17 protein-coding genes are annotated in these 18,857 nt (G+C 51.5%); 4 read left to right on the forward strand and 13 right to left on the reverse strand.

The annotated features are described in order from the left end of the window. The first annotated feature begins 2 nt into the window (after positions 1 to 2). On the forward strand, positions 3 to 1,073 hold the full coding sequence (dadX, locus tag G434_RS23305; RefSeq protein WP_000197840.1) for a catabolic alanine racemase DadX: 1,071 nt from the start codon (positions 3 to 5) through the stop codon (positions 1,071 to 1,073). Between the two features lie 167 nt (positions 1,074 to 1,240). Here dadX and G434_RS28850 read toward each other — a convergent pair whose 3' ends face one another. Further along, positions 1,241 to 2,677, reverse strand: coding sequence for a leucine-rich repeat domain-containing protein (locus tag G434_RS28850; protein WP_001309452.1), 1,437 nt, complete (start codon positions 2,675 to 2,677; stop codon positions 1,241 to 1,243). Between the two features lie 394 nt (positions 2,678 to 3,071). On the opposite strand from G434_RS28850, the gene G434_RS30215 reads away from it, so the two are divergent. After that, on the forward strand, positions 3,072 to 3,224 hold the full coding sequence (locus G434_RS30215; protein ID WP_001310024.1) for a hypothetical protein: 153 nt from the start codon (positions 3,072 to 3,074) through the stop codon (positions 3,222 to 3,224). Positions 3,225 to 3,325: 101 nt separating this feature from the next. Here the strand turns inward: G434_RS30215 and G434_RS23295 are convergent, their stop codons facing one another. Continuing rightward, positions 3,326 to 5,062 (reverse strand): potassium/proton antiporter, encoded by a 1,737-nt coding sequence (locus tag G434_RS23295; RefSeq protein ID WP_000340206.1) that lies wholly within the window; start codon positions 5,060 to 5,062, stop codon positions 3,326 to 3,328. Between the two features lie 94 nt (positions 5,063 to 5,156). Beyond that, entirely contained in the window at positions 5,157 to 6,071 is a 915-nt protein-coding gene (gene ldcA / locus G434_RS23290; protein ID WP_000051555.1) for a muramoyltetrapeptide carboxypeptidase, read from the reverse strand. Positions 6,072 to 6,170: 99 nt separating this feature from the next. Between ldcA and emtA the strand changes: the two genes are divergently transcribed. Beyond that, positions 6,171 to 6,782, forward strand: coding sequence for a membrane-bound lytic murein transglycosylase EmtA (emtA, locus tag G434_RS23285; protein WP_001295616.1), 612 nt, complete (start codon positions 6,171 to 6,173; stop codon positions 6,780 to 6,782). Position 6,783: 1 nt separating this feature from the next. Here emtA and G434_RS23280 read toward each other — a convergent pair whose 3' ends face one another. Beyond that, positions 6,784 to 7,518, reverse strand: coding sequence for a flagellar brake protein YcgR (locus tag G434_RS23280; RefSeq protein WP_000020142.1), 735 nt, complete (start codon positions 7,516 to 7,518; stop codon positions 6,784 to 6,786). A 200-nt stretch (positions 7,519 to 7,718) separates the two neighbouring features. Between G434_RS23280 and G434_RS23275 the strand changes: the two genes are divergently transcribed. Continuing rightward, a complete protein-coding gene (locus G434_RS23275; RefSeq protein WP_000511315.1) occupies positions 7,719 to 7,973 on the forward strand; it encodes a GlsB/YeaQ/YmgE family stress response membrane protein in 255 nt (84 codons plus the stop codon). A 49-nt stretch (positions 7,974 to 8,022) separates the two neighbouring features. Here G434_RS23275 and G434_RS23270 read toward each other — a convergent pair whose 3' ends face one another. From G434_RS23270 to dhaL, 9 genes are all read right to left on the reverse strand, one after another. After that, positions 8,023 to 9,993, reverse strand: a complete 1,971-nt coding sequence (locus G434_RS23270) for a TonB-dependent receptor plug domain-containing protein (RefSeq protein ID WP_001309454.1) — start codon at positions 9,991 to 9,993, stop codon at positions 8,023 to 8,025. 25 nt (positions 9,994 to 10,018) lie between these two features. Further along, positions 10,019 to 10,873, reverse strand: coding sequence for a ModD protein (gene modD, locus G434_RS23265; RefSeq protein WP_000576823.1), 855 nt, complete (start codon positions 10,871 to 10,873; stop codon positions 10,019 to 10,021). Continuing rightward, a complete protein-coding gene (locus G434_RS23260) occupies positions 10,870 to 11,682 on the reverse strand; it encodes a class I SAM-dependent methyltransferase (protein ID WP_000904003.1) in 813 nt (270 codons plus the stop codon). The genes modD and G434_RS23260 overlap by 4 nt, the downstream gene beginning before the upstream one ends. Positions 11,683 to 11,691: 9 nt before the next feature. Beyond that, positions 11,692 to 12,450: an ABC transporter ATP-binding protein gene (locus tag G434_RS23255; protein ID WP_000173317.1), complete on the reverse strand. Its 759-nt coding sequence runs from the start codon at positions 12,448 to 12,450 to the stop codon at positions 11,692 to 11,694. After that, positions 12,447 to 13,427: a FecCD family ABC transporter permease gene (locus tag G434_RS23250; RefSeq protein WP_001261267.1), complete on the reverse strand. Its 981-nt coding sequence runs from the start codon at positions 13,425 to 13,427 to the stop codon at positions 12,447 to 12,449. The genes G434_RS23255 and G434_RS23250 overlap by 4 nt, the downstream gene beginning before the upstream one ends. Further along, positions 13,427 to 14,449 carry an iron ABC transporter substrate-binding protein gene (locus G434_RS23245; protein ID WP_000060131.1) on the reverse strand — a complete coding sequence of 341 codons (1,023 nt, stop codon included), beginning with the start codon at positions 14,447 to 14,449 and terminating at the stop codon, positions 13,427 to 13,429. The genes G434_RS23250 and G434_RS23245 overlap by 1 nt, the downstream gene beginning before the upstream one ends. Positions 14,450 to 14,777: 328 nt before the next feature. Next, positions 14,778 to 16,475, reverse strand: coding sequence for an alpha,alpha-trehalase (gene treA / locus G434_RS23240; RefSeq protein ID WP_000841738.1), 1,698 nt, complete (start codon positions 16,473 to 16,475; stop codon positions 14,778 to 14,780). Positions 16,476 to 16,793: 318 nt separating this feature from the next. Next, complete coding sequence (gene dhaM, locus G434_RS23235) at positions 16,794 to 18,212, reverse strand: dihydroxyacetone kinase phosphoryl donor subunit DhaM (protein ID WP_001309456.1); 1,419 nt, start codon at positions 18,210 to 18,212, stop codon at positions 16,794 to 16,796. Between the two features lie 10 nt (positions 18,213 to 18,222). Next, entirely contained in the window at positions 18,223 to 18,855 is a 633-nt protein-coding gene (dhaL, locus tag G434_RS23230; protein ID WP_001309457.1) for a dihydroxyacetone kinase subunit DhaL, read from the reverse strand. Between the last annotated feature and the right edge of the window lie 2 nt (positions 18,856 to 18,857).

Below are 18,857 nucleotides of genomic sequence, written 5' to 3' on the forward strand. Positions count from 1 at the left end.
AGATGACCCGTCCGATACAGGCCAGCCTCGATCTGCAGGCATTAAAACAGAATCTGTCCATTGTCCGCCAGGCCGCGCCGCACGCGCGCGTCTGGTCGGTGGTAAAAGCGAACGCTTACGGGCACGGTATTGAGCGTATCTGGAGCGCGCTCGGGGCCACCGATGGCTTTGCATTACTTAACCTGGAAGAGGCAATAACGTTACGTGAGCGCGGCTGGAAAGGACCGATCCTGATGCTGGAAGGATTTTTCCATGCTCAGGATCTGGAGATTTATGACCAGCACCGCCTGACCACCTGCGTACACAGCAACTGGCAGCTCAAAGCACTGCAAAATGCACGGCTAAAAGCCCCGTTGGATATTTATCTTAAAGTGAACAGTGGGATGAATCGGTTGGGCTTCCAGCCCGATCGCGTGCTTACCGTCTGGCAGCAGTTGCGGGCGATGGCGAATGTTGGCGAAATGACCCTGATGTCGCATTTTGCCGAGGCGGAACATCCTGATGGAATTTCCAGCGCGATGGCGCGTATTGAGCAGGCGGCGGAAGGGCTGGAGTGTCGGCGTTCGTTGTCCAATTCGGCGGCGACTCTGTGGCACCCGGAAGCGCATTTTGACTGGGTTCGGCCTGGCATTATTTTGTATGGCGCTTCGCCGTCCGGTCAGTGGCGTGATATCGCCAATACCGGATTACGTCCGGTGATGACGCTAAGCAGCGAGATTATTGGTGTCCAGACGCTAAAAGCGGGCGAGCGTGTGGGCTACGGCGGTCGCTATACTGCGCGCGATGAACAGCGAATCGGCATTGTCGCCGCAGGATACGCCGACGGTTATCCGCGCCACGCGCCTACCGGTACCCCTGTTTTAGTGGACGGCGTGCGCACCATGACGGTGGGGACCGTCTCGATGGATATGCTGGCGGTCGATTTAACGCCTTGCCCGCAGGCGGGTATTGGTACGCCGGTTGAGCTGTGGGGCAAGGAGATCAAAATTGATGATGTCGCCGCCGCTGCCGGAACGGTGGGCTATGAGTTGATGTGCGCGCTGGCGTTACGTGTCCCGGTTGTGACAGTGTAACTTGTTGTAAGCCGGATCGGAGGCAGCGTCTTCTGGTTGCGAAAAAATCATCCATCCGGCTGGTCAGCAACTGTAGTTGTTGATGTGACAGAGCCATTTCCCATGATAGTGTCCATTACAATGATGGACACTATTTCCCCGGAACCTGAGTTCACCGCACAGGCGTTCTACATAAAACGCTTACGTTTCATTGTTGACTCGAACTCGACTTCAGATAAATCACGCTTCACCCTTGATGCAGATTCGGGTTCATGTTCAGAATGTTGATTAACAGGCTGCGAGTCCTGTTGTCTTTCCAGACTCAACAGGCCCAACTGCTGATCCAGGAGCTCCAGGTCCTCCTGTACCTTCACGCGCTCCAGGAGTACCGGGTCATCCAGGAGCTCCAGAACCATAAGGTCATCCAGATCCTCCAGCTTCTCCAACTTCTCCAGCTTCATCTGGCACTCCTTGTGCAAAAAGTCCAAAAGCTCCTCCAGACCCTCCTGGTTTTTCAGGCCCTCGACGGCTTTGAGCAGCGTCGGTAAATTGTCTTTGTCCCACGGGTTACCATTACAGCTAAACACCTTCAGGCTTCGGGGCTGCGGCACCGGTACCGTTTTAAACTGGTTTTCTCCACAGTAGTATATGATTAGTTTGGGCGGCAGCCGTGGTGCAGAGATCAAATCGTTACTAGAACAGTCAAATACTTTCAGGCGAGTCAAGTTCTCCAGCATCTCATCAGGTATTGAGTTAATATTGTTGCCGGCACAGGATAGTTTATACAGGTACTGGGGCATCGACGGCGGTAAAAATTGCAAGAAGTTTTCAGAACAGTTAATCACTCTCAGGTTAGTCGACAGCTCAGGCAGCCAGATAATACAGTTGTCATAGCAATTCAGTACCATCAGTTTTGAGGGCTGCACCTTCGGTAACAAGATCAAGACGTTATCTGTACAGTCAAGCACCAGCAGCCACTTTGGCATCACCTTCGGTAACGCGGTCAACACGTTTTTACTGCAGTAAAATTCAATCAGATGTGGAGGCAAATTTTCAGGGAGTGAAGTCAATCCAAGGTTGCTAAGATTGAGCATACTCCGTCTTGTAATGAGACATTCCTTCATTCTGCGCAATGCTTCTGCCCGGTTTTCAATCCGGCTTGCTGGCAGGTTTTCTTCCAGGATATTTTCCTTGATTTCTTCCAGACTTTCTTTCAGGTCTTCTTGGGGAATTTCTGACTGTTTGTTTTGCTGGTTTTCTTCCAGGATTTCGTACAGGTTTTTTTGCAGGTTTTCTTGCAAACCATCCCGCTCCATAGCCCATTGGCACCATTCGGCGACCATCATGAACTCGTTATGTTGCGGATTCGGATTCAGGCGCTCCAACGTGATGATGGTATTGTCTACCATATGTATTTTCACTTCGCCCGCGGTACTGAGGTCAATGATCTGCCGGTGGTCATCACCCCAGCTAAATATTTGCGGGCCGATATACTTCATGTTCCGCAAAATTTCATTCTTGAGTTCCACCGGCAGGAAGAACTGCCCTGGTGGGCGTACGCCTGGGTTAACGGAAGATGGGGGAATGCCGGGGGCGAATGGGCGGATGTCTTTAATGCTGGCCATAATGCTACATATCCTTGAAATAAATATCCTCTGGCAGCGCCGGAGACGTGAATGTGGTCACCGCAAAGGTGCCACAGGACGTCATTTGCGCTGATATAACTACTCATCGTTGACTTTTTCCCTTGGTCAGAAATGCCGTGTCGGGTCTGGTACATGCTGTATTACGGCCCTGGCAGCTCTGACGTATTAAAGAAAATACGAAAGCGAACGACCCGGAAATAATCGTTATTAAGCAAAGGAATAACTATAAGAAATCGCTCATGCATCCGGTGCTACAGGCGGATGAAACGCCACTACAGTTACTGAGCAGTCTGAAACGCGTATTGTGTGGGCTACGCCAGTGCGGCAGGTTGCGTGGGGGAATATGTTCAGGCGATGTCAGGCTGGGGCCCTGATGGTTGACGGGGATACCGGTAATGCGGCGCTGGTTATTCTTCACCTGTTGCAGTCAGAAGAAGCCATTACGCTGACTTTCTTGAGCCGGTGTTTTGAGTTGATTGGCCAGAGCCTGCAATGGTTTGCCATCCATAATTTAACCTTCTTCTGATGTTGGAATGTGCATATCAAAATCAGGAAATGACAAGTTTATATGCAGGCTCAGGCTGCGTTCGCAAAGCATCGCATCCGGCGATAGATGCTGTATTAAATTTAAGATTCAGCTTCCTCTTCTGCCACCCGTACGCCAATCTTCAACACTTCATTATCTTCTTTCTCGGCCACCGTCCAGATCATTCCGGCAAACTCTACCTGGTCACCGACAACCGGTGCCGCGCCTAACAACTGCTGGACAATTTCACCCAGCGTTTGTTGCTTATCACGATATTCTCGCCCGTCTTCCAGGCCATATATCAGCGCCACATCTGCATATTTGGCGCTGGCTTCGAGAATGAAGTCACCAAAGAAGCGTTGATCCAGCGCGACCGGCGGCGACTGGCTGAACAGTTTACCGAGCGCCGGGAGATCGCGTTCCCGACCAATTACACACAACACATCGCCTTCGCGCAGTCGGGTGCTGCCGGTAGGATGAAGCAACTGGTTATCACGAAACAGTGCCGCAATACGCGTCTCTTTTGGCATATGCAGATCACGCAGTGCCGCGCCCACGCACCATTTATCGGCACTCAACTGATAAACAAACTGCTCCCACGGATTTTCCGGATGAATATCCAGACCAACGCGTGACACCGGACGTCCCACTGGCGGAACGACCACTTTGGCTTTTTTCGCCGCCCACGAGAGTGATGTTCCCTGCAAGAGCAGTGAAACCAGAACCACAAAGAAGGCGACATTAAAGAACAGTCGCGCATTCTCCAGCCCCGCCATCATCGGGAACACGGCCAGGATGATTGGCACCGCGCCGCGTAATCCCACCCAGCTGATAAACACGCGCTCACGCAGATTAAAACCACGGAACGGTAGCAATCCGGCAAATACCGAAAGAGGACGGGCGAAGAAAATCATCCATGCGGACAAAATGAGCGCCGGAATGGCAATAGGCAGCAGATCGCTTGGGTTAACCAACAGCCCCAGCACCAGGAACATGGCGATTTGCGCCAGCCAGGCGAGGCCGTCGAAATTTTGCAGGATGCCGTAGCGGTTGCGAATCGGCCGATTACCCAGCAGAAAACCGCACAGATAAACAGCCAGAATACCGCTGCCTTCCAGCGCCGTGGTTAAAGCAAAAATTAAAATACCGCCGCTTAATGCCAGCAATGGATATAAACCGGCGGGCAGGGCGATGCGATTAATCATTTGCAGCAGTAAATAACCACCGCCAAGACCGATGACAATCCCGAGGCCAAATTGCTGCAAAATATCGACCACGAACATCCAGCTGACACTGCTTTCATGCTGCTGGATCATCGCAATCAGGGTAATCGTCAGAAAGACCGCCATTGGATCATTACTGCCGGATTCAATTTCCAGCGTCGAGCCAACGCGTTCGTTAAGCCCCTTACCACCCAGCAGAGAAAATACCGCCGCAGCATCGGTGGAGCCGACGATAGCGCCGATTAATAAGCCTTCAATCAAATCAAGATTAAACAGCCACGCCGCCATCATGCCGGTTAAACCAGAGGTGATAAGCACGCCCAGCGTCGCCAGCGACAGCGCCGGTCCTAACGCCACACGAAAGGAACTGGCCTGAGTGCGCATCCCGCCGTCGAGCAAAATAATCGCCAGCGCCAGGTTACTTACCATGTAGGCGAAGGGGTAATTATCAAACGGGATACCGCCGACGCCATCGACTCCCGCCAGCATGCCGATCGCCAGAAAAATAACCAGAATAGGAATGCCAAGACGGGAAGAAAATGAACTAAGTAATATACTGCTGGTGACAAGGATGGATCCTAAGATGAAAAGGCTAATTATTGTTGTGGCATCCAACGGTCGGTTACTCCTGATTACGCTGTCTCTTATATAAACCCTACCATATTAGCGGCAGAGACAGCGTTTTACTTAGCCCTGAAGCGTGATTTTTTTACATTTTAAGAACAGGATGACCGCTAATCGTCAACTGAGTGCCTTCCCGGGTGTTAGTAAGAATGGCCTGTGCGCCCAACGGCAGCGTAACCGTGCGTGGTTCATGACCAAAATCGAGGCCGGTAATGAGTGGAATCGACAGGCGGGAACGCAAAAACGCGTACACTGACTCCAGGTTGTAACCTGCGTCATAATCATTGGGCGTGCTGCCGCTAAAGCTACCGAGAATAATCGCCTTCTGACGTGGCAAAATTCCAGCATGATAGAGCTGCAACAGCATACGTTCGACGCGGAAAGGATGCTCGTTAATATCTTCCAGCACCAGAATACCGTTTTCGATTTGCGGCATCCACGGTGTACCAATCAGTGAAATCAGCATCGCGAGATTGCCTCCCCACAACGTGCCTTCGGTCTGACATGTCGGGCCTTCCCCTTGCCATTCAATGGTGAAGGTTTCATTGCGTAACGCCAGCCAGAAATGGTGCTCGGTAAAGGCGTTCAGTTCATCCGCGCCAAAGTTTGCTACCAGCATGGGGCCGCTAAAGGTGATGACATTGCCATGCGCCAGAAGACCGCACTGAATGGCGGTAAAATCGCTATGTCCGCAAATGAGCAACGGGTCATGTTGTTGGCGAGCCACCAGTGCCTGCCAGTCAATATCTGCCAGTAAACGACTGGCACCGTAACCGCCGCGTACAGCCAGCACGATGGTGTTGGGGGTGGTCAGTCTGGCAAGGGAATTGAGATCCTCCAGACGCTCCGTTTCCGTACCCGCAAAACGCTCACAACGACGGGCAATAACCTCGACGTTATTGACCTGATGCCCCGCGTCGGTAAGGCGCTGAATACCACGCAGCGCGGCGTGCTGTTTAATGCAGTAACCCGATGGGGCAATTAAGTGAAACAGAGACATGGCAATTCCTTGCTGACAACAGAAACGAAATGTATATCATGCCGCTTAGGTGTGCCGTTGTCACCTCAACGGCGATTCCAGGCTATAAGGATAGAAGAAGTGAAATTAAGATGGTTTGCCTTTTTGATTGTGTTATTAGCGGGTTGTTCATCAAAGCATGACTACACGAACCCGCCGTGGAACGCGAAAGTTCCGGTGCAACGTGCGATGCAGTGGATGCCAATAAGCCAGAAAGCCGGTGCAGCCTGGGGCGTCGATCCACAATTGATCACGGCGATTATCGCTATCGAATCGGGTGGTAATCCGAACGCGGTGAGTAAATCGAATGCCATTGGTTTGATGCAGTTAAAAGCTTCAACCTCCGGACGTGATGTTTATCGCCGTATGGGCTGGAGTGGTGAGCCGACGACCAGCGAGCTGAAAAATCCGGAGCGTAATATTTCAATGGGGGCGGCTTACCTGAATATTCTGGAAACCGGCCCGCTGGCAGGCATTGAAGATCCGAAGGTACTGCAATATGCGCTGGTGGTGTCATATGCTAACGGGGCAGGTGCGCTGCTACGGACTTTCTCGTCAGATCGGAAAAAGGCGATCAGCAAAATCAACGATCTGGATGCTGATGAGTTCCTCGATCACGTAGCGCGAAATCATCCTGCGCCGCAGGCTCCGCGCTATATCTACAAACTTGAGCAGGCACTGGACGCGATGTAAATCAGTCGCGCACTTTGTCCGCTTTCTCCCGGGCTTCCCGCTCGAGAGAGAAAATAATCCGCTGTAATTGCCGCTCCACCGTCGGGCTGACGTTAAGAAAACGGAAGCTCAGACGGGGAGTGGTGATGGTTTCATTCTTGCCATCAATCACTTTGCGCTCGCTGATTGAGATTAACTGGGCGTCAAAGTGAAAAACACCCCATTGCCCCATGTTGACTTCAATCTGAGCGAAGCGCATGCCTTCGTGCAATCCGGCAGGCTTTGCTGTTTCCAGTAATGCGCCCATGCCGCCTAACGACAAATCATACAGGCGGAAACGTAACGTACTGTTATCCGCCAGTTTGGTCTGGCAAAAATAAGGCGGATGGAGTGGGGCGGAGATGCGGAAATATCGGCGTCGTTGTACAAACCACAAGGTGGGAGGCGGTACGGTAATAAATGCCGGAAGCTGCAAGTATTCACTCTGCTGTAGTTGTTCAACAGTAAATTCGACTTTCGCGCCCTGGGTTTCGACGGTAATGGTAATGTGCTGCGCCTTTAACACAGCGTTGTTATCTTCGGCTTGACTGCCGAAATCCAGCACCAGTTTATCCGGGGTAATTGCCAGTATTTTGCTGATCAGCTGCCCGCCATTCCAGCTGATACGCAAAGGAATTGCGGCTTTGTGCAAATCGCGTAACACGCCCAGGACGGCTAACGGATTTTGTTTCAGGAACTGCTCATGGTAATGACTCACGCGGAAAAACTCCTGACTGACAAACTGTCTTTGGTTTATCGGTCACAGTTAACAAAACTTAATACAAATGCGTGAATATTTTTTACATGTTGTTCTTAAATCAGCCGACATACGCCCAGCATCGATTCCGCCCTTGCCTATACTTAGAGCGTTGACGTAAGCATTTCTTGCGTCCGATTCATCGAAACGAGGGCCTGAACATGGGAATTATTGCCTGGATTATTTTTGGCCTGATAGCCGGCATTATCGCCAAGCTAATCATGCCGGGGCGTGATGGTGGTGGATTTTTCCTGACCTGTATTCTCGGGATAGTCGGTGCGGTGGTCGGCGGCTGGCTGGCGACCATGTTTGGCATTGGCGGCTCCATTAGTGGTTTTAATCTGCACAGCTTCCTGGTGGCGGTGGTGGGCGCTATCCTGGTGCTGGGCGTATTCCGCCTCCTGCGAAGAGAATAAGATTTTCATAAGGCGGATAGCGATACAGATGCCGCTATCCGCTTTCACATCAGAACGTATACTCGATACCTGCCCAGAAATTGCGACCTTCTTCAATAAACCCTTCACTGTAGGCATATTTGGTATCAAACAGGTTATTGACCGACGCATTGACGCTGAAGCCATGACCTAAGGTGTAATCGGCTCGAATGTGGGTCACCGCAAAACCGGCGGCTTTTTGTGAACCGTCACTGTTGCTGTAGCTGGAGGAACGCGCCTCTTCCGACAGCGTTACGCTTAACGGCTCCCACGGTTTGAGAGTCATCCATGCGGTTATTGTCTGCGTTGGCAGATCGGTTATCTTGCCGATGTCTTTGCGTTTGGCGTCAGCGTGGATCAGGGCGTAGCTCAATCCTACATCCAGTATATTGCTGATTTTCCCCTTAATACCGGCATCCAGACCGCTGTAATCCACCGTGCCGCTGTTCTGATTTTGAATGGTATCGGCATCGATATTGTGCGAGAGGATGGCATCACTCACCCGGTTATAGTAAACGCTGACCTCAAACCCCCAGTCGTGCGTGAAGGCACCATTCCAGGTTAAATCCACCCCGCGCGCGCGTTCCGGTTTGAGCTGCGGGTTAACAATCGCTATCTGGTTATACGCAGGTTTGGACGTGGTATAGCGTTCTTTCAGCGTCGGAAAGCGTGTGCGGTCATAGTACGAAAGCGCCAGCGTGTCTTCATTGGCAAAGTGGTATTTCCCCATCACCTGCCAGTTAAAAGCTGACTGATTGTTGTCGTCATAATGGGTGATGCTTCCATCTTTCTCATGTTTTTTCGCTTCTACGCTATCGCGCCAGTCATAGCTGATTCCAGCCACGACATCGACATTATCGGCAGCAGCCCATTGATATTCACTGGCGAGCGACCAGGTACGATCTTCATAGCGATCGTAAGCGGCGTGCGGCGCACCTTTTTCCCGGTGTACGTCATCTTTCCAGTTAACGGCAAACGACAGCAGATCGTTTTCACGCACATCGGCTGCCAGTTGTAACCCGGCACCGTCGCTGTAATCGGAATAATGGCTGTAGCTGCCTTTTTTATTTTTCAAATCAGCCAGCGAGTTGTACATCATCAGCGTATTTTCAAAGGTGTCGCGATATAGCCGACTTTTCAGGGTAAAACGATCGTTTAGTTGGGTCGTTCCCTGATAATAAAAACTTTCTTTGTCATACTCTGGCCACTGCCAGTAGCGTGATTTTTGACCACTATTTCCACTGTATGGTGGGTTATCTTTTTCACCATCCTGCTTAATGTAAGTCAATGTGTATTCATCGTTTTCGCGTGGTGTAAAACCGAGCTTCACAATGCCGCGTTTATCATCAGCCGATGAATTAATCATCTTGCCGTGTTTGCCTGCAATATCATTATTTACACCATGCGGCAGGCCGAGAAAATCCTGCTTTAGCTGACTACCGCTGACTTGCAAATACCCCAGATCGCTGCTGGCGGCAAATGAAGCATGCATATCGTAGGCATTGTCCTGGCTACGGCTCCATCCCTGGCGATATCCCAGATTTGCTTCCAGAGGTTTTGTTGGCTTCTGGGTGGTGATATTAATGGCTCCGCCCATCTGATTAGGCCCCTGAAGCAGCGACGAATACCCTTTGGAAACTTCAACTGCCCCCAAATTGTTGGTCAGAATCCGCGCCAGATCGAGGTTGCCGTCATAGGGAACATAAATGGGCACACCGTCGAAATAGACCGGCACCTGACGACTATCAAAGCCACGAACTTTTACCTGTTCTTCGTTGCGGCTGCCTGACTTTTGCAGCACCACGCCGGGGACGACACTTAATGCCTGAGCGACATTCTGTTTATCCAGGGCCTTCATGGTGGGTTGATCGAGAACGGTGGTCGTCGTCGATGATACCGGACTGGACCATACGGTCAGCGTGTCGCTCTCCTGAGCCGCTACGGCCTGCTGGGTAAAGGCAAGTGATAATGCTGTGCAGAGATAACGTTTTTTGAGTCTCATAGAATAAATTCCGTTTAACAAAGAATTAAATAGAGGCTGCGGGTTGCAGACTGACTTTAATGTCAGCCGGTGCCGCGTAATAAGGCGCGGAGGTAATAAAAAGGCGAATGCCGCAGTCGAGGTAATTTTTGAGTGTCGTCAGATTAATTCCACCGGTCAGAGCCAGCGTGCAGTGAGGAGCCAGCGACGGTGCTATTTGCGCAATTTCAGTTGCCTGTTGCGGACTAAATTTGTCGAGCTGAAGTACGTCTGGTTGCGCGCGTAACGCGGCGATTGCCTCTTTCGGCGTGTCGGCTTCAACAACTATTTTCTTCTCGGGTGCGTGGCGACGTAACTGATTGATTGCGCCTGACCAGTCCTGATTGTCATGAAGAAAATGACGGTGGTTGGCAAACAATAATATGGTTTCCGCACATCCGGCACGATGAATCAGTCCTCCGGCAGTCAGAATTGCCTGCGAGGCCAGTAAGCGGGTGCCCGGAATTGCTTTTCGGGTGCAGGCGATATTGCCATCAGGGTAACGTTCACGAAGTAACGCCAGCATTTGAGTGAGATAATCAGAAACACCGCAACTCCACTCCAGCACATTCTGGACTGCCTTCCATCCCTGATGAAGTGCTGCGGCATTACCCTGCGCACGGATTAGCCGCTGACCCGCGTTCGCTTGTGAACCGTCGCTGACCGCGTCATCAATAGTTAATCCCAGCGTAGTTAACATCTTACACGCGACAGAAACGCCGCTGACGCAGCCGCCCTGACGGTGAAAAAACTCTATATAGCCATGCTGGTGTCCAATATTTAATGCTCGCGTGGTCAGGTCACCGCCCTGGATATCTTCCAGAAGTAACGCATCGATTTGTGCCTGAGAAAGGAAAATCATCGCAGTGCCTCTTGCGGTACGCTATCCCACCAGATGAGCGCCCAGTCGCGGCTGGCAGGGGCGAGGGCACGAGCATCTTGTTGTTGATACCAGCGATATAACCGCTCACGCTCATCGTCGTTAAGCGCGCCCAGACTCCAGCTGACGTTCTGCTCAAAACGTTCCCAGGTGCTGTTATCCTGTTGGCAATTTTGTCCACGGATAAAATCAACGTGAGCATAAATTCCCATCTGATACAGGACGTTGAGCGCAAAGATATAGTTGGGTAATTCGATCACTTCCCGACCAGCCGCCCGCTGAATGGCTGGAGAGACGAACGAGGTGCTGACCAGATGAGTCGTATAGACGCGAAGCCGTGCCTGATTATTCAGTTTGCTCATTGCCTGGCGCATATCAGCCACCAGAGTGGAGCGGGAAGCCACGGCAATATCGCAGCGTGGCAGGTCACTCCAGTCCTCTTCCCAGGCGCGCTGGATCCAGTGGACATTGTCTGCCTTTAGCGCGGCGGCGCGACGGGCGGCAACCTTCAGCATCCCCTGACTGTAATCAACGCCATAAATCGTCGTGAGTTTGTCAGCCAGCGCCAGCGATACGGTACCAGGTCCGCAGCCCATATCGAATAAGGTCTGCGCGCCTTGCAGATCAATTTTAGCGGTCAGTTGTTGCAGGTAGCTGTCCGTAGGCGAGGCGCAATTTTCCGCCATTTTTTCCGCCCGTTGATCCCAGTGATCCGGCGTTTTTTCTGTGCGGTGGGCCAGTTTGAGTTGCTGCAGGTAAAGGTCCGCAAAATCAATATCATCAATGAGCATGATTGTTCCTTAGTGGCTAATTGCAGAGAGGTGATGATGAATCTGGTCGGCAGAAACCCGATACAGGGCAGCCAGTTTGTTCGTTGTTAACTGTTCGGTCGGTAAGCCTTGTGTTACTCGTCCATCTGGCTCTACCTGGATAATGCTGTCGGCAATGGCGTTTGCATGGAGCGGATGATGAGTCGACATTAACATTGTCATGCCGTTATTTTTGAGCTGCGCCAGCGTGTCCAGAAGTTGGATCTGATGACCGAAATCGAGGCTGGAGGCAGGCTCATCCAGTAATAACAAGCGCGGTTGCTGGACGAGTGCACGGGCGATTAAAGTCAGCTGACGTTCACCGCCGCTAAGCGTATTCCAGCGTCGTGTCGCCAGATGCAAAATGCCCAGCTTTTCCAGTTGCTCCGTTGCTTTCAGGCGTTCTTGCTTACCGGGAACGGAAAAAGCGCCTATGGTGGGGGCCAGGCCCATCAACACCATATCCAGCACACTAAAAGCAAAAATGCCGTCGTGCGCCTGCGGCACCCAGGCAATAGCCTGCGCGCGCTGGCTATGGCTGAGTGTCTGCACAGGGAGGCTATCCAGTAAGATCTCGCCTTTTAATAACGGTATAACGCCAAGAATGGAGCGCATGAGTGTGGTTTTGCCGCAACCATTGGCTCCTAACAGACAACAAATTGTTCCTTGCGACAGGGTGAAGGACACGTCGCGTAGCACCGGATGGCGGGAGTAACCCAGAGACGCATGACGGACGGCAAGCAAAGTCACTGGCGACCTCCGCGTAACAACAAAAACAGGAAAAACGGTGCACCAACAAAAGCGGTCAGAATGCCAAGTGGGATTTCTGTTGTTCCAATGCTGCGTGCCAGCGTATCGGTAAGCAGGAGCAGAATCGCGCCAGTACACATTGCCATGGGCAACAGCTGCTGATGGTTATGACCGGTCAACAAGCGGGCAATGTGCGGAACGACCAGGCCGACCCAACCAATTATGCCCGCTATTGCTACCGTGCTGGCGGTGATTAGTGTGGCGCAGACAATTAATCCAAAGCGCAGACGTGTCACGTTCAGTCCCAGCGAACGGGCTTCGTCGTCGGAAAGCGTGAGTAAATTCATGCGCCAGCGGAGAAAAAACAGGGGCAAGGAGCCTATGAGAATGATCGGTGCAGCATAGCAGAGATCGCGTAAGGTCACGGTGGACAGCCCCCCCAGCAACCAGAAGGTAATTGACGGTAACTGGGTGTAAGGATCGGCCAGCGTTTTTATTAGCGATATCCCCGCTCCGCACAACGTTCCTAACGCAATGCCTACCAGCACCAGGGTTAAGATCGGATCGTGGCGGGTCACCCGACGCGTAATCAACCAGACGCCCGCGACCACCATCAGCCCGCCGCAAAATGCGTACAGCTGGATGTAAACAATGGATAATCCCCACAGGATTGCCGCGCAGGCACCAAGTCCGGCACCGGCGGAGACGCCTAAAATATCCGGTGACACTAAGGGATTACGGAACATTCCCTGATAGGTGGTTCCGGCCCCTGCCAGCGCCGCGCCCAGAAACAGCGCAGCAAGAATACGCGGCACGCGGATTTGCCAGAAGACAATTTGTTCCTGCACAGGAACATTTTCTTGACGCAGAATGAGCGCCAGCAGTTGCTGTATATCGAGATGATAAGCCCCACTTACGGCGGCAAAAGTGATACTGATAACTGCCAGCAGCAAAATACATCCGTTTACGGTTCTCATTAGCTCGCCACCAATTTTTGATAGTCGGCGTCACTTAATGGGCAATGCCAGAACAGTTGGGCGTAATTCTGCATGTCACTTTTAAACTGGCGATTGATGGCGGGATCCAGCCAGGCGTGAAGTCTGCGTAATCCCAGAAGACGGTTGATTCCCGGCGGGGCATCCAGCCAGCCAAAGGGCAGGCCACTTAAAAATAAGATGCGTTGTTCCGCAACCGCTTTCACGCCCTGCCAGAGAGGATCACGACGAATAAAATCTGCAGTAACGGCCTCCTGAACCAGAATAATATCCGGCTGCCAGCGCAGGAGATTTTCCATGGAAACCTGTGTCAGACCGTGGCGATCGGCTATTTGCGCGACGTTGTGCAAACCTAATAATTCCGCCGCCTCGGTATGCAACGAACCCTGTAAGCCCGTTTCCAGCCCTCGAGGACCGCGCGCAGCATAAAAGCTGAGGTTAGCGGCGGGTGAGGTGGCGAATGCCTGAGCTTCACCAACGAAGCGGCTGGCGAGATTGGCTTGTTCTGCGGTGCGGTGCTCTTCGCCTAACGTTTTGCCAAGCGTTGTTAACTGTTCTGCTGATTGTTCCAGTTTCCCGTTAAGCAATAACCAGGGTATTTGTGTCTGTTCGCTAACCTGCCGTGCCAGGGAGATCCAGGTTTCATCCGTATTGCCGCAATCAACGACCAAATCGGGATGTAACGCCATAAGCCCTTCCAGCGAGAGTGTGCTGGCGCGCCCGGCGAGTCGTCCCAGCCTGGGGAACTGGCGAATGTGCTCTGGCAATGGAATTAATGCCTGACGGGCAAAATCAAAAGAGGAAAAACCGACCATTTTTTCTGGCGCGACAGCCAGCAATAGTAAATCGGCGGGCGCGCCTGCGCTGACGATGCGTGTAATGTTTTGGGCTTCGGGAAGCGTCAGTGAGGCCCAGAATTTGACTGATTGTGCAAAGGACGGAAGATGATGCAGGAACAATGTCGACGCAAGAATCTGTGTAAACCTCCGTCTGGTTAGTGACATAAGTAATATCCTGATAATTAAAACCGCTATATACTTACACATATAGCGAAAAAGATCATGTTTGATGTCAAAATTTGTCTAAAGAGACAGAATGATTTGCTTGTTTCTTAAATAACACTTTGTTCCACAAGAAAATTGTCAGGGAGAATGGGGAGTGGGGAAAATAAAAATAGAGGTGTAATGATTAACAAGTTGATAAAATAAAATTAAAATCTTCTCTGATAAAAGAAAATAAAGGCATAGACCGTAGAATGGGGGGCATTTCGTGGCGAAAAAAGAGCAATGCCAATTTTATGCACATAATGGCATTGCTCGATATACAGCAAAGTTAAGGCGTAGGTTCCGCCTCTTTTTGTTTTACCGGCTGTGTTGTTGATTCACTGAGTGGACGCGTCGCCGGAACATTGTCACACGGTTGCTCTTTCGGGCAGATCAAATCCAGCATTTTCAGCGTCACGCCATTGGTCCAGCCAAAGCCATCCTGTAATGGATATTCGCCACCGCCACCACCTGTTCCGGTGGTACTGACATCATATTTTTCCACCAGCTTCTTCTCCCGGTCATAAGTGTGCTGAACATTGGTCAGGAAGTGCCAGCTAATGTCCATCGCCACCTCGTTCTGCCCGTAGTTTTGCAACCCTTCTGTCGCCACCCATTGCAGGGGAGCCCAGCCATTTGGCGCATCCCATTGCTGTCCACTTTTTACCGACGTGGTGTTCAGGCCGCCGGGTTGCAGCAGATGTGTTTTCGTCGCCGTCGCCATTTTGCTGGCGCGATCTTTCGCTGCCGCATTGACGTACAGCGGGAACAGGGCGGCCGCGGTTAACTGATTGCGCACTTTATGACTTTTCAGGTCGTAATCGGCATACCAGCCTTGTTGATCGTTCCACAGGTATTTTTCGATCCCTTTTTGACGGGCATTTGCCAGCGTTTCGTACTGGTTTGCCATCGCGTTATCTCCGGCAGCTTTGCTGGCGCGGGCGAGGATTTTTTCCATTTTAAACATCAGGCTGTTCAGATCGACCGGTACGATGCTGGTGGTGCGTAAGGTATTTAACTGCTGCGGGTTGTCCATCCAGCGCGAGCTGAAATCCCAGCCAGACGCAGCGGCAGAGCGCAGGTCGCGGTAAATTTCAGTGGCAGGTCGATTCGGATTGCTTTTGGCGGTGGCAATATCTTCCACCCATGACTCTGGTCGTGGCGTATCGCGATCGTCCCAGTAGCGGTTGAGAAGGGTACCATCCTGAAGTTTTACAACGCGTTTTTCCTGTTGTCCGGCTTGCAGGTTCTCAACACCGTCCATCCAGTAAGCATATTCTTTTTGCATTTGCGGCAGGTATTGCTTCAACGCGGCATCGCCTTCATGCTGCGCCAGTAACTCTACCATCAGGGCAAAGAAGGGCGGCTGCGAGCGACTTAAATAGTAACTGCGGTTGCCGTTGGGAATATGACCGTAAGTGTCTATTTCATGAGCAAAATTGGCCACCATATCCGCGACTTTATCCCAGTGACCGCTTTCGGCAAGTCCTAACATGGTGAAGTAACTGTCCCAGTAATATACCTCGCGAAAACGTCCGCCCGGCACGACATAAGGTTCCGGCAGCGGTAACAGAGAATCCCATTTTTCGGTGTTTTCGGTAGAACGCGTTAATACCGGCCAAAGTCCGTCAATATGTTCGCGCAGTGACTGCCCCTCTGGCGGAACATATTTCTCGCCCTCTTTTGGCAGGGTGAAATTGACGTTAACGAAATGGCGCAGATCAAATCCGCTCTGGTTTTGCTGCATCCGATAATCAGCAAGGATCATCAGCGGATCGCTGTTCGGCACGGCATCGGCAAAGGTTTTTTGGTCCGGAAAAAGTTTGGCGTTTTGCACATCATTAAACAGCGGCCCTAATAAAATATCAGGCGGCTGTGGCGTTACCGATGTTTCTTCTGCCTGCACCGATAGCGCAGCAAAACACAAAAAGATGCAGGCTGGAATTAACGCCATTTTTTGCGGGCGAGAAGGTGCGGGGGATTTCATCAATCATTCTCCTTTGGCGAAACCGAATAAAACGGTGTTCAAGTATCAGAAAACCTTAGTTCAGGATCGCACTAGCTGCATGATCGAAATCTCATTCTGCGAACGGTCAGGCATTTTAGAAAAGGGAATTAAAGGGATAAATAACGGCGAAATAGAGTGATCAAATAACGTCTGTTTGTTAGCCAGCCAGCGGCGTTGGGTTCGCGATTAGCGAAGAAAAATCATCACAAATTGGTGAAAAATATAACAGGTAGTTAAAAACATCCGTGCAGAGTAAATTGCCGGATGACATCAGAATGATGCCATCCGAACGGTGGTTTAACCCTGACGGCTGAAACGTTGCGTTTTAACGTCCAGCGTTAGCGTTTCTTCTGGTTGTATCGCATACAGTTTCTCACCCTGCTGGCAAATCCAGCCAATCCCCAGTTCACGGGCGATCAGGGCGCTGTGGGATAGCGGACTTCCGGCGCTAAGGCAGATACCTTTTACAACCGCCGGATCCAGTTGCAGTATTGTGGAGGGATAGATGTTCTCCGCCAGTAGAATAGTTGGCGAGTTAAACTGCGGGAGTTCTTCTTTCGTTTGGGTCAGGTGGACCAGGGTGCGATGCAGAAGATCGTCCACATCAATATAGCGAGCCTGTAGATATTCATCATCCAGTTGCTGGTATTGCTGGCTAAGTTCTTTAAGAACTTGCTGCCAGGCATATTCTGCCGTGCAATGTTCATGCTGAAGGAGTTCGCTTGCCGCCGCCAGCAGTTCCGGATCATCTAACAGTGTATGGTGACCAGAAAAGATTGCGGCAATATCGTCAAGCCCGCTGGCTTCTGCTTTCGCTGTTAACGTCATCAGATCTAATAACGTGAAGTCAATGGCCTGGCGTAATCGTTCTTGTTCTTCATCCACGGTCAGGGTTGATTTTGCCTGTACCGTACATAAAACCGGTTGATAATAAAAGGCTTTACCCGAAACAGGCGGAACGGGACGCAGAATAGGTGGAGCAACTTCCTCCGTTTCACCAAAGTTATCTTCAGCCAGCTGACGGAAAGCGATCAGTGCCTCTTCAGCTTCTGGCCCTTTCGCAATCAGGCGCAGCGTATCGTTATAGCGAACTTGTAGTAACGCAATCTGGTTAATACTCTCCGGTGTGACGCATTTGCCGTTTTTCTCCAGCAACATATCGGCATTAAATGTCGATAAGGTATAAACCAGCCGGGAGGCCGGACGTACATGCAGGCCGTTACGGTTTTTTATGACCACCGCCAGAGAACGGGCTTCTTCATCGTACGGAGGACATGTGTCAGAGATTTCAGTGTTGGAGGAGGGTAAACCCAGTTGTTCACGTTTGGCTTCCAGCGCATGCATGGCGTCAAAGATAACTTTGTCGATCTCCGCCCCCGAGGCCGCGCTGACCGTTGCTGCCAGTGTACCTTCGACCAACGGTGCAGCACACAAACGTACTTTTGCGGCGATCTCGGGAGCCAGCAATTCCAGCGCAGTTTCAGCACTCAATAATGCGCTTCCTATATCCATCATGACCAGCACATGGTCGGTATCGGCAACAGATTCGATGGCCTCCATCACTTTGACGGCATCGGTACCAATGGGATTTTGTGGATCGTCAATTCCCGCGGCAATGGCGATTTTACAACTATCACTCATTAACATCTGACGGGCTAGTTCACCGACACCTTCTCCCAGTCGGCTGCTATGTGAAACTATGACCAGGTTTACCATCACCAATTCCTTACTCTTTTGCGGCTAACGCCAACATTTGCATCATAAACATCACCGAGGTCGCACCGGGGTCCTGGTGACCAATACTGCGTTCACCGAGATAACTGGCGCGGCCTTTGCGGGCTTGTATCGTAATCGTACTTTGTGCAGCGGATTCGGCGATGCTACTGGCAGCGTCGAGCGCCGCCGGAACAGAGAGATTTTGCTCGCAGGACTGACGTAACGATTCCACCACCGGCACCCAGACATCACACATGGTTTTATCGCCAGGTTCGGCTTTACCGCGACTGATTACGCCGTCCGCGCCATCGCGGAACATCTGATAAAGCTCTTCCAGCGTCAGGCTTTGCCGTGCCTGGGTCGCCTGTGCGGCGCGGATAAAGAAGGTACCGAACAGCGGACCACTGGCACCACCGACGCTGGAAAGTAGCGTCATACCGGTATTCTTGAGAATGAAACCGATATCTTTATCTGCGATAGCAGGGAGTTTTTCCACCACTTTGCTAAAGCCTCGGTTCATATTTAGCCCGTGGTCAGCGTCGCCAATTTCGCGATCCAGTCCGGTAAGATACTCGCTCTCGGTGCTGAAAATATCGCCACAACGAGTGAGCCAGTTAACAATTTGAGTTCTGCTCAGTGACATAG

Source organism: Escherichia sp. KTE172 (assembly GCF_000408845.1).
GTDB classification, from domain to species: Bacteria; Pseudomonadota; Gammaproteobacteria; order Enterobacterales; family Enterobacteriaceae; genus Escherichia; species Escherichia coli.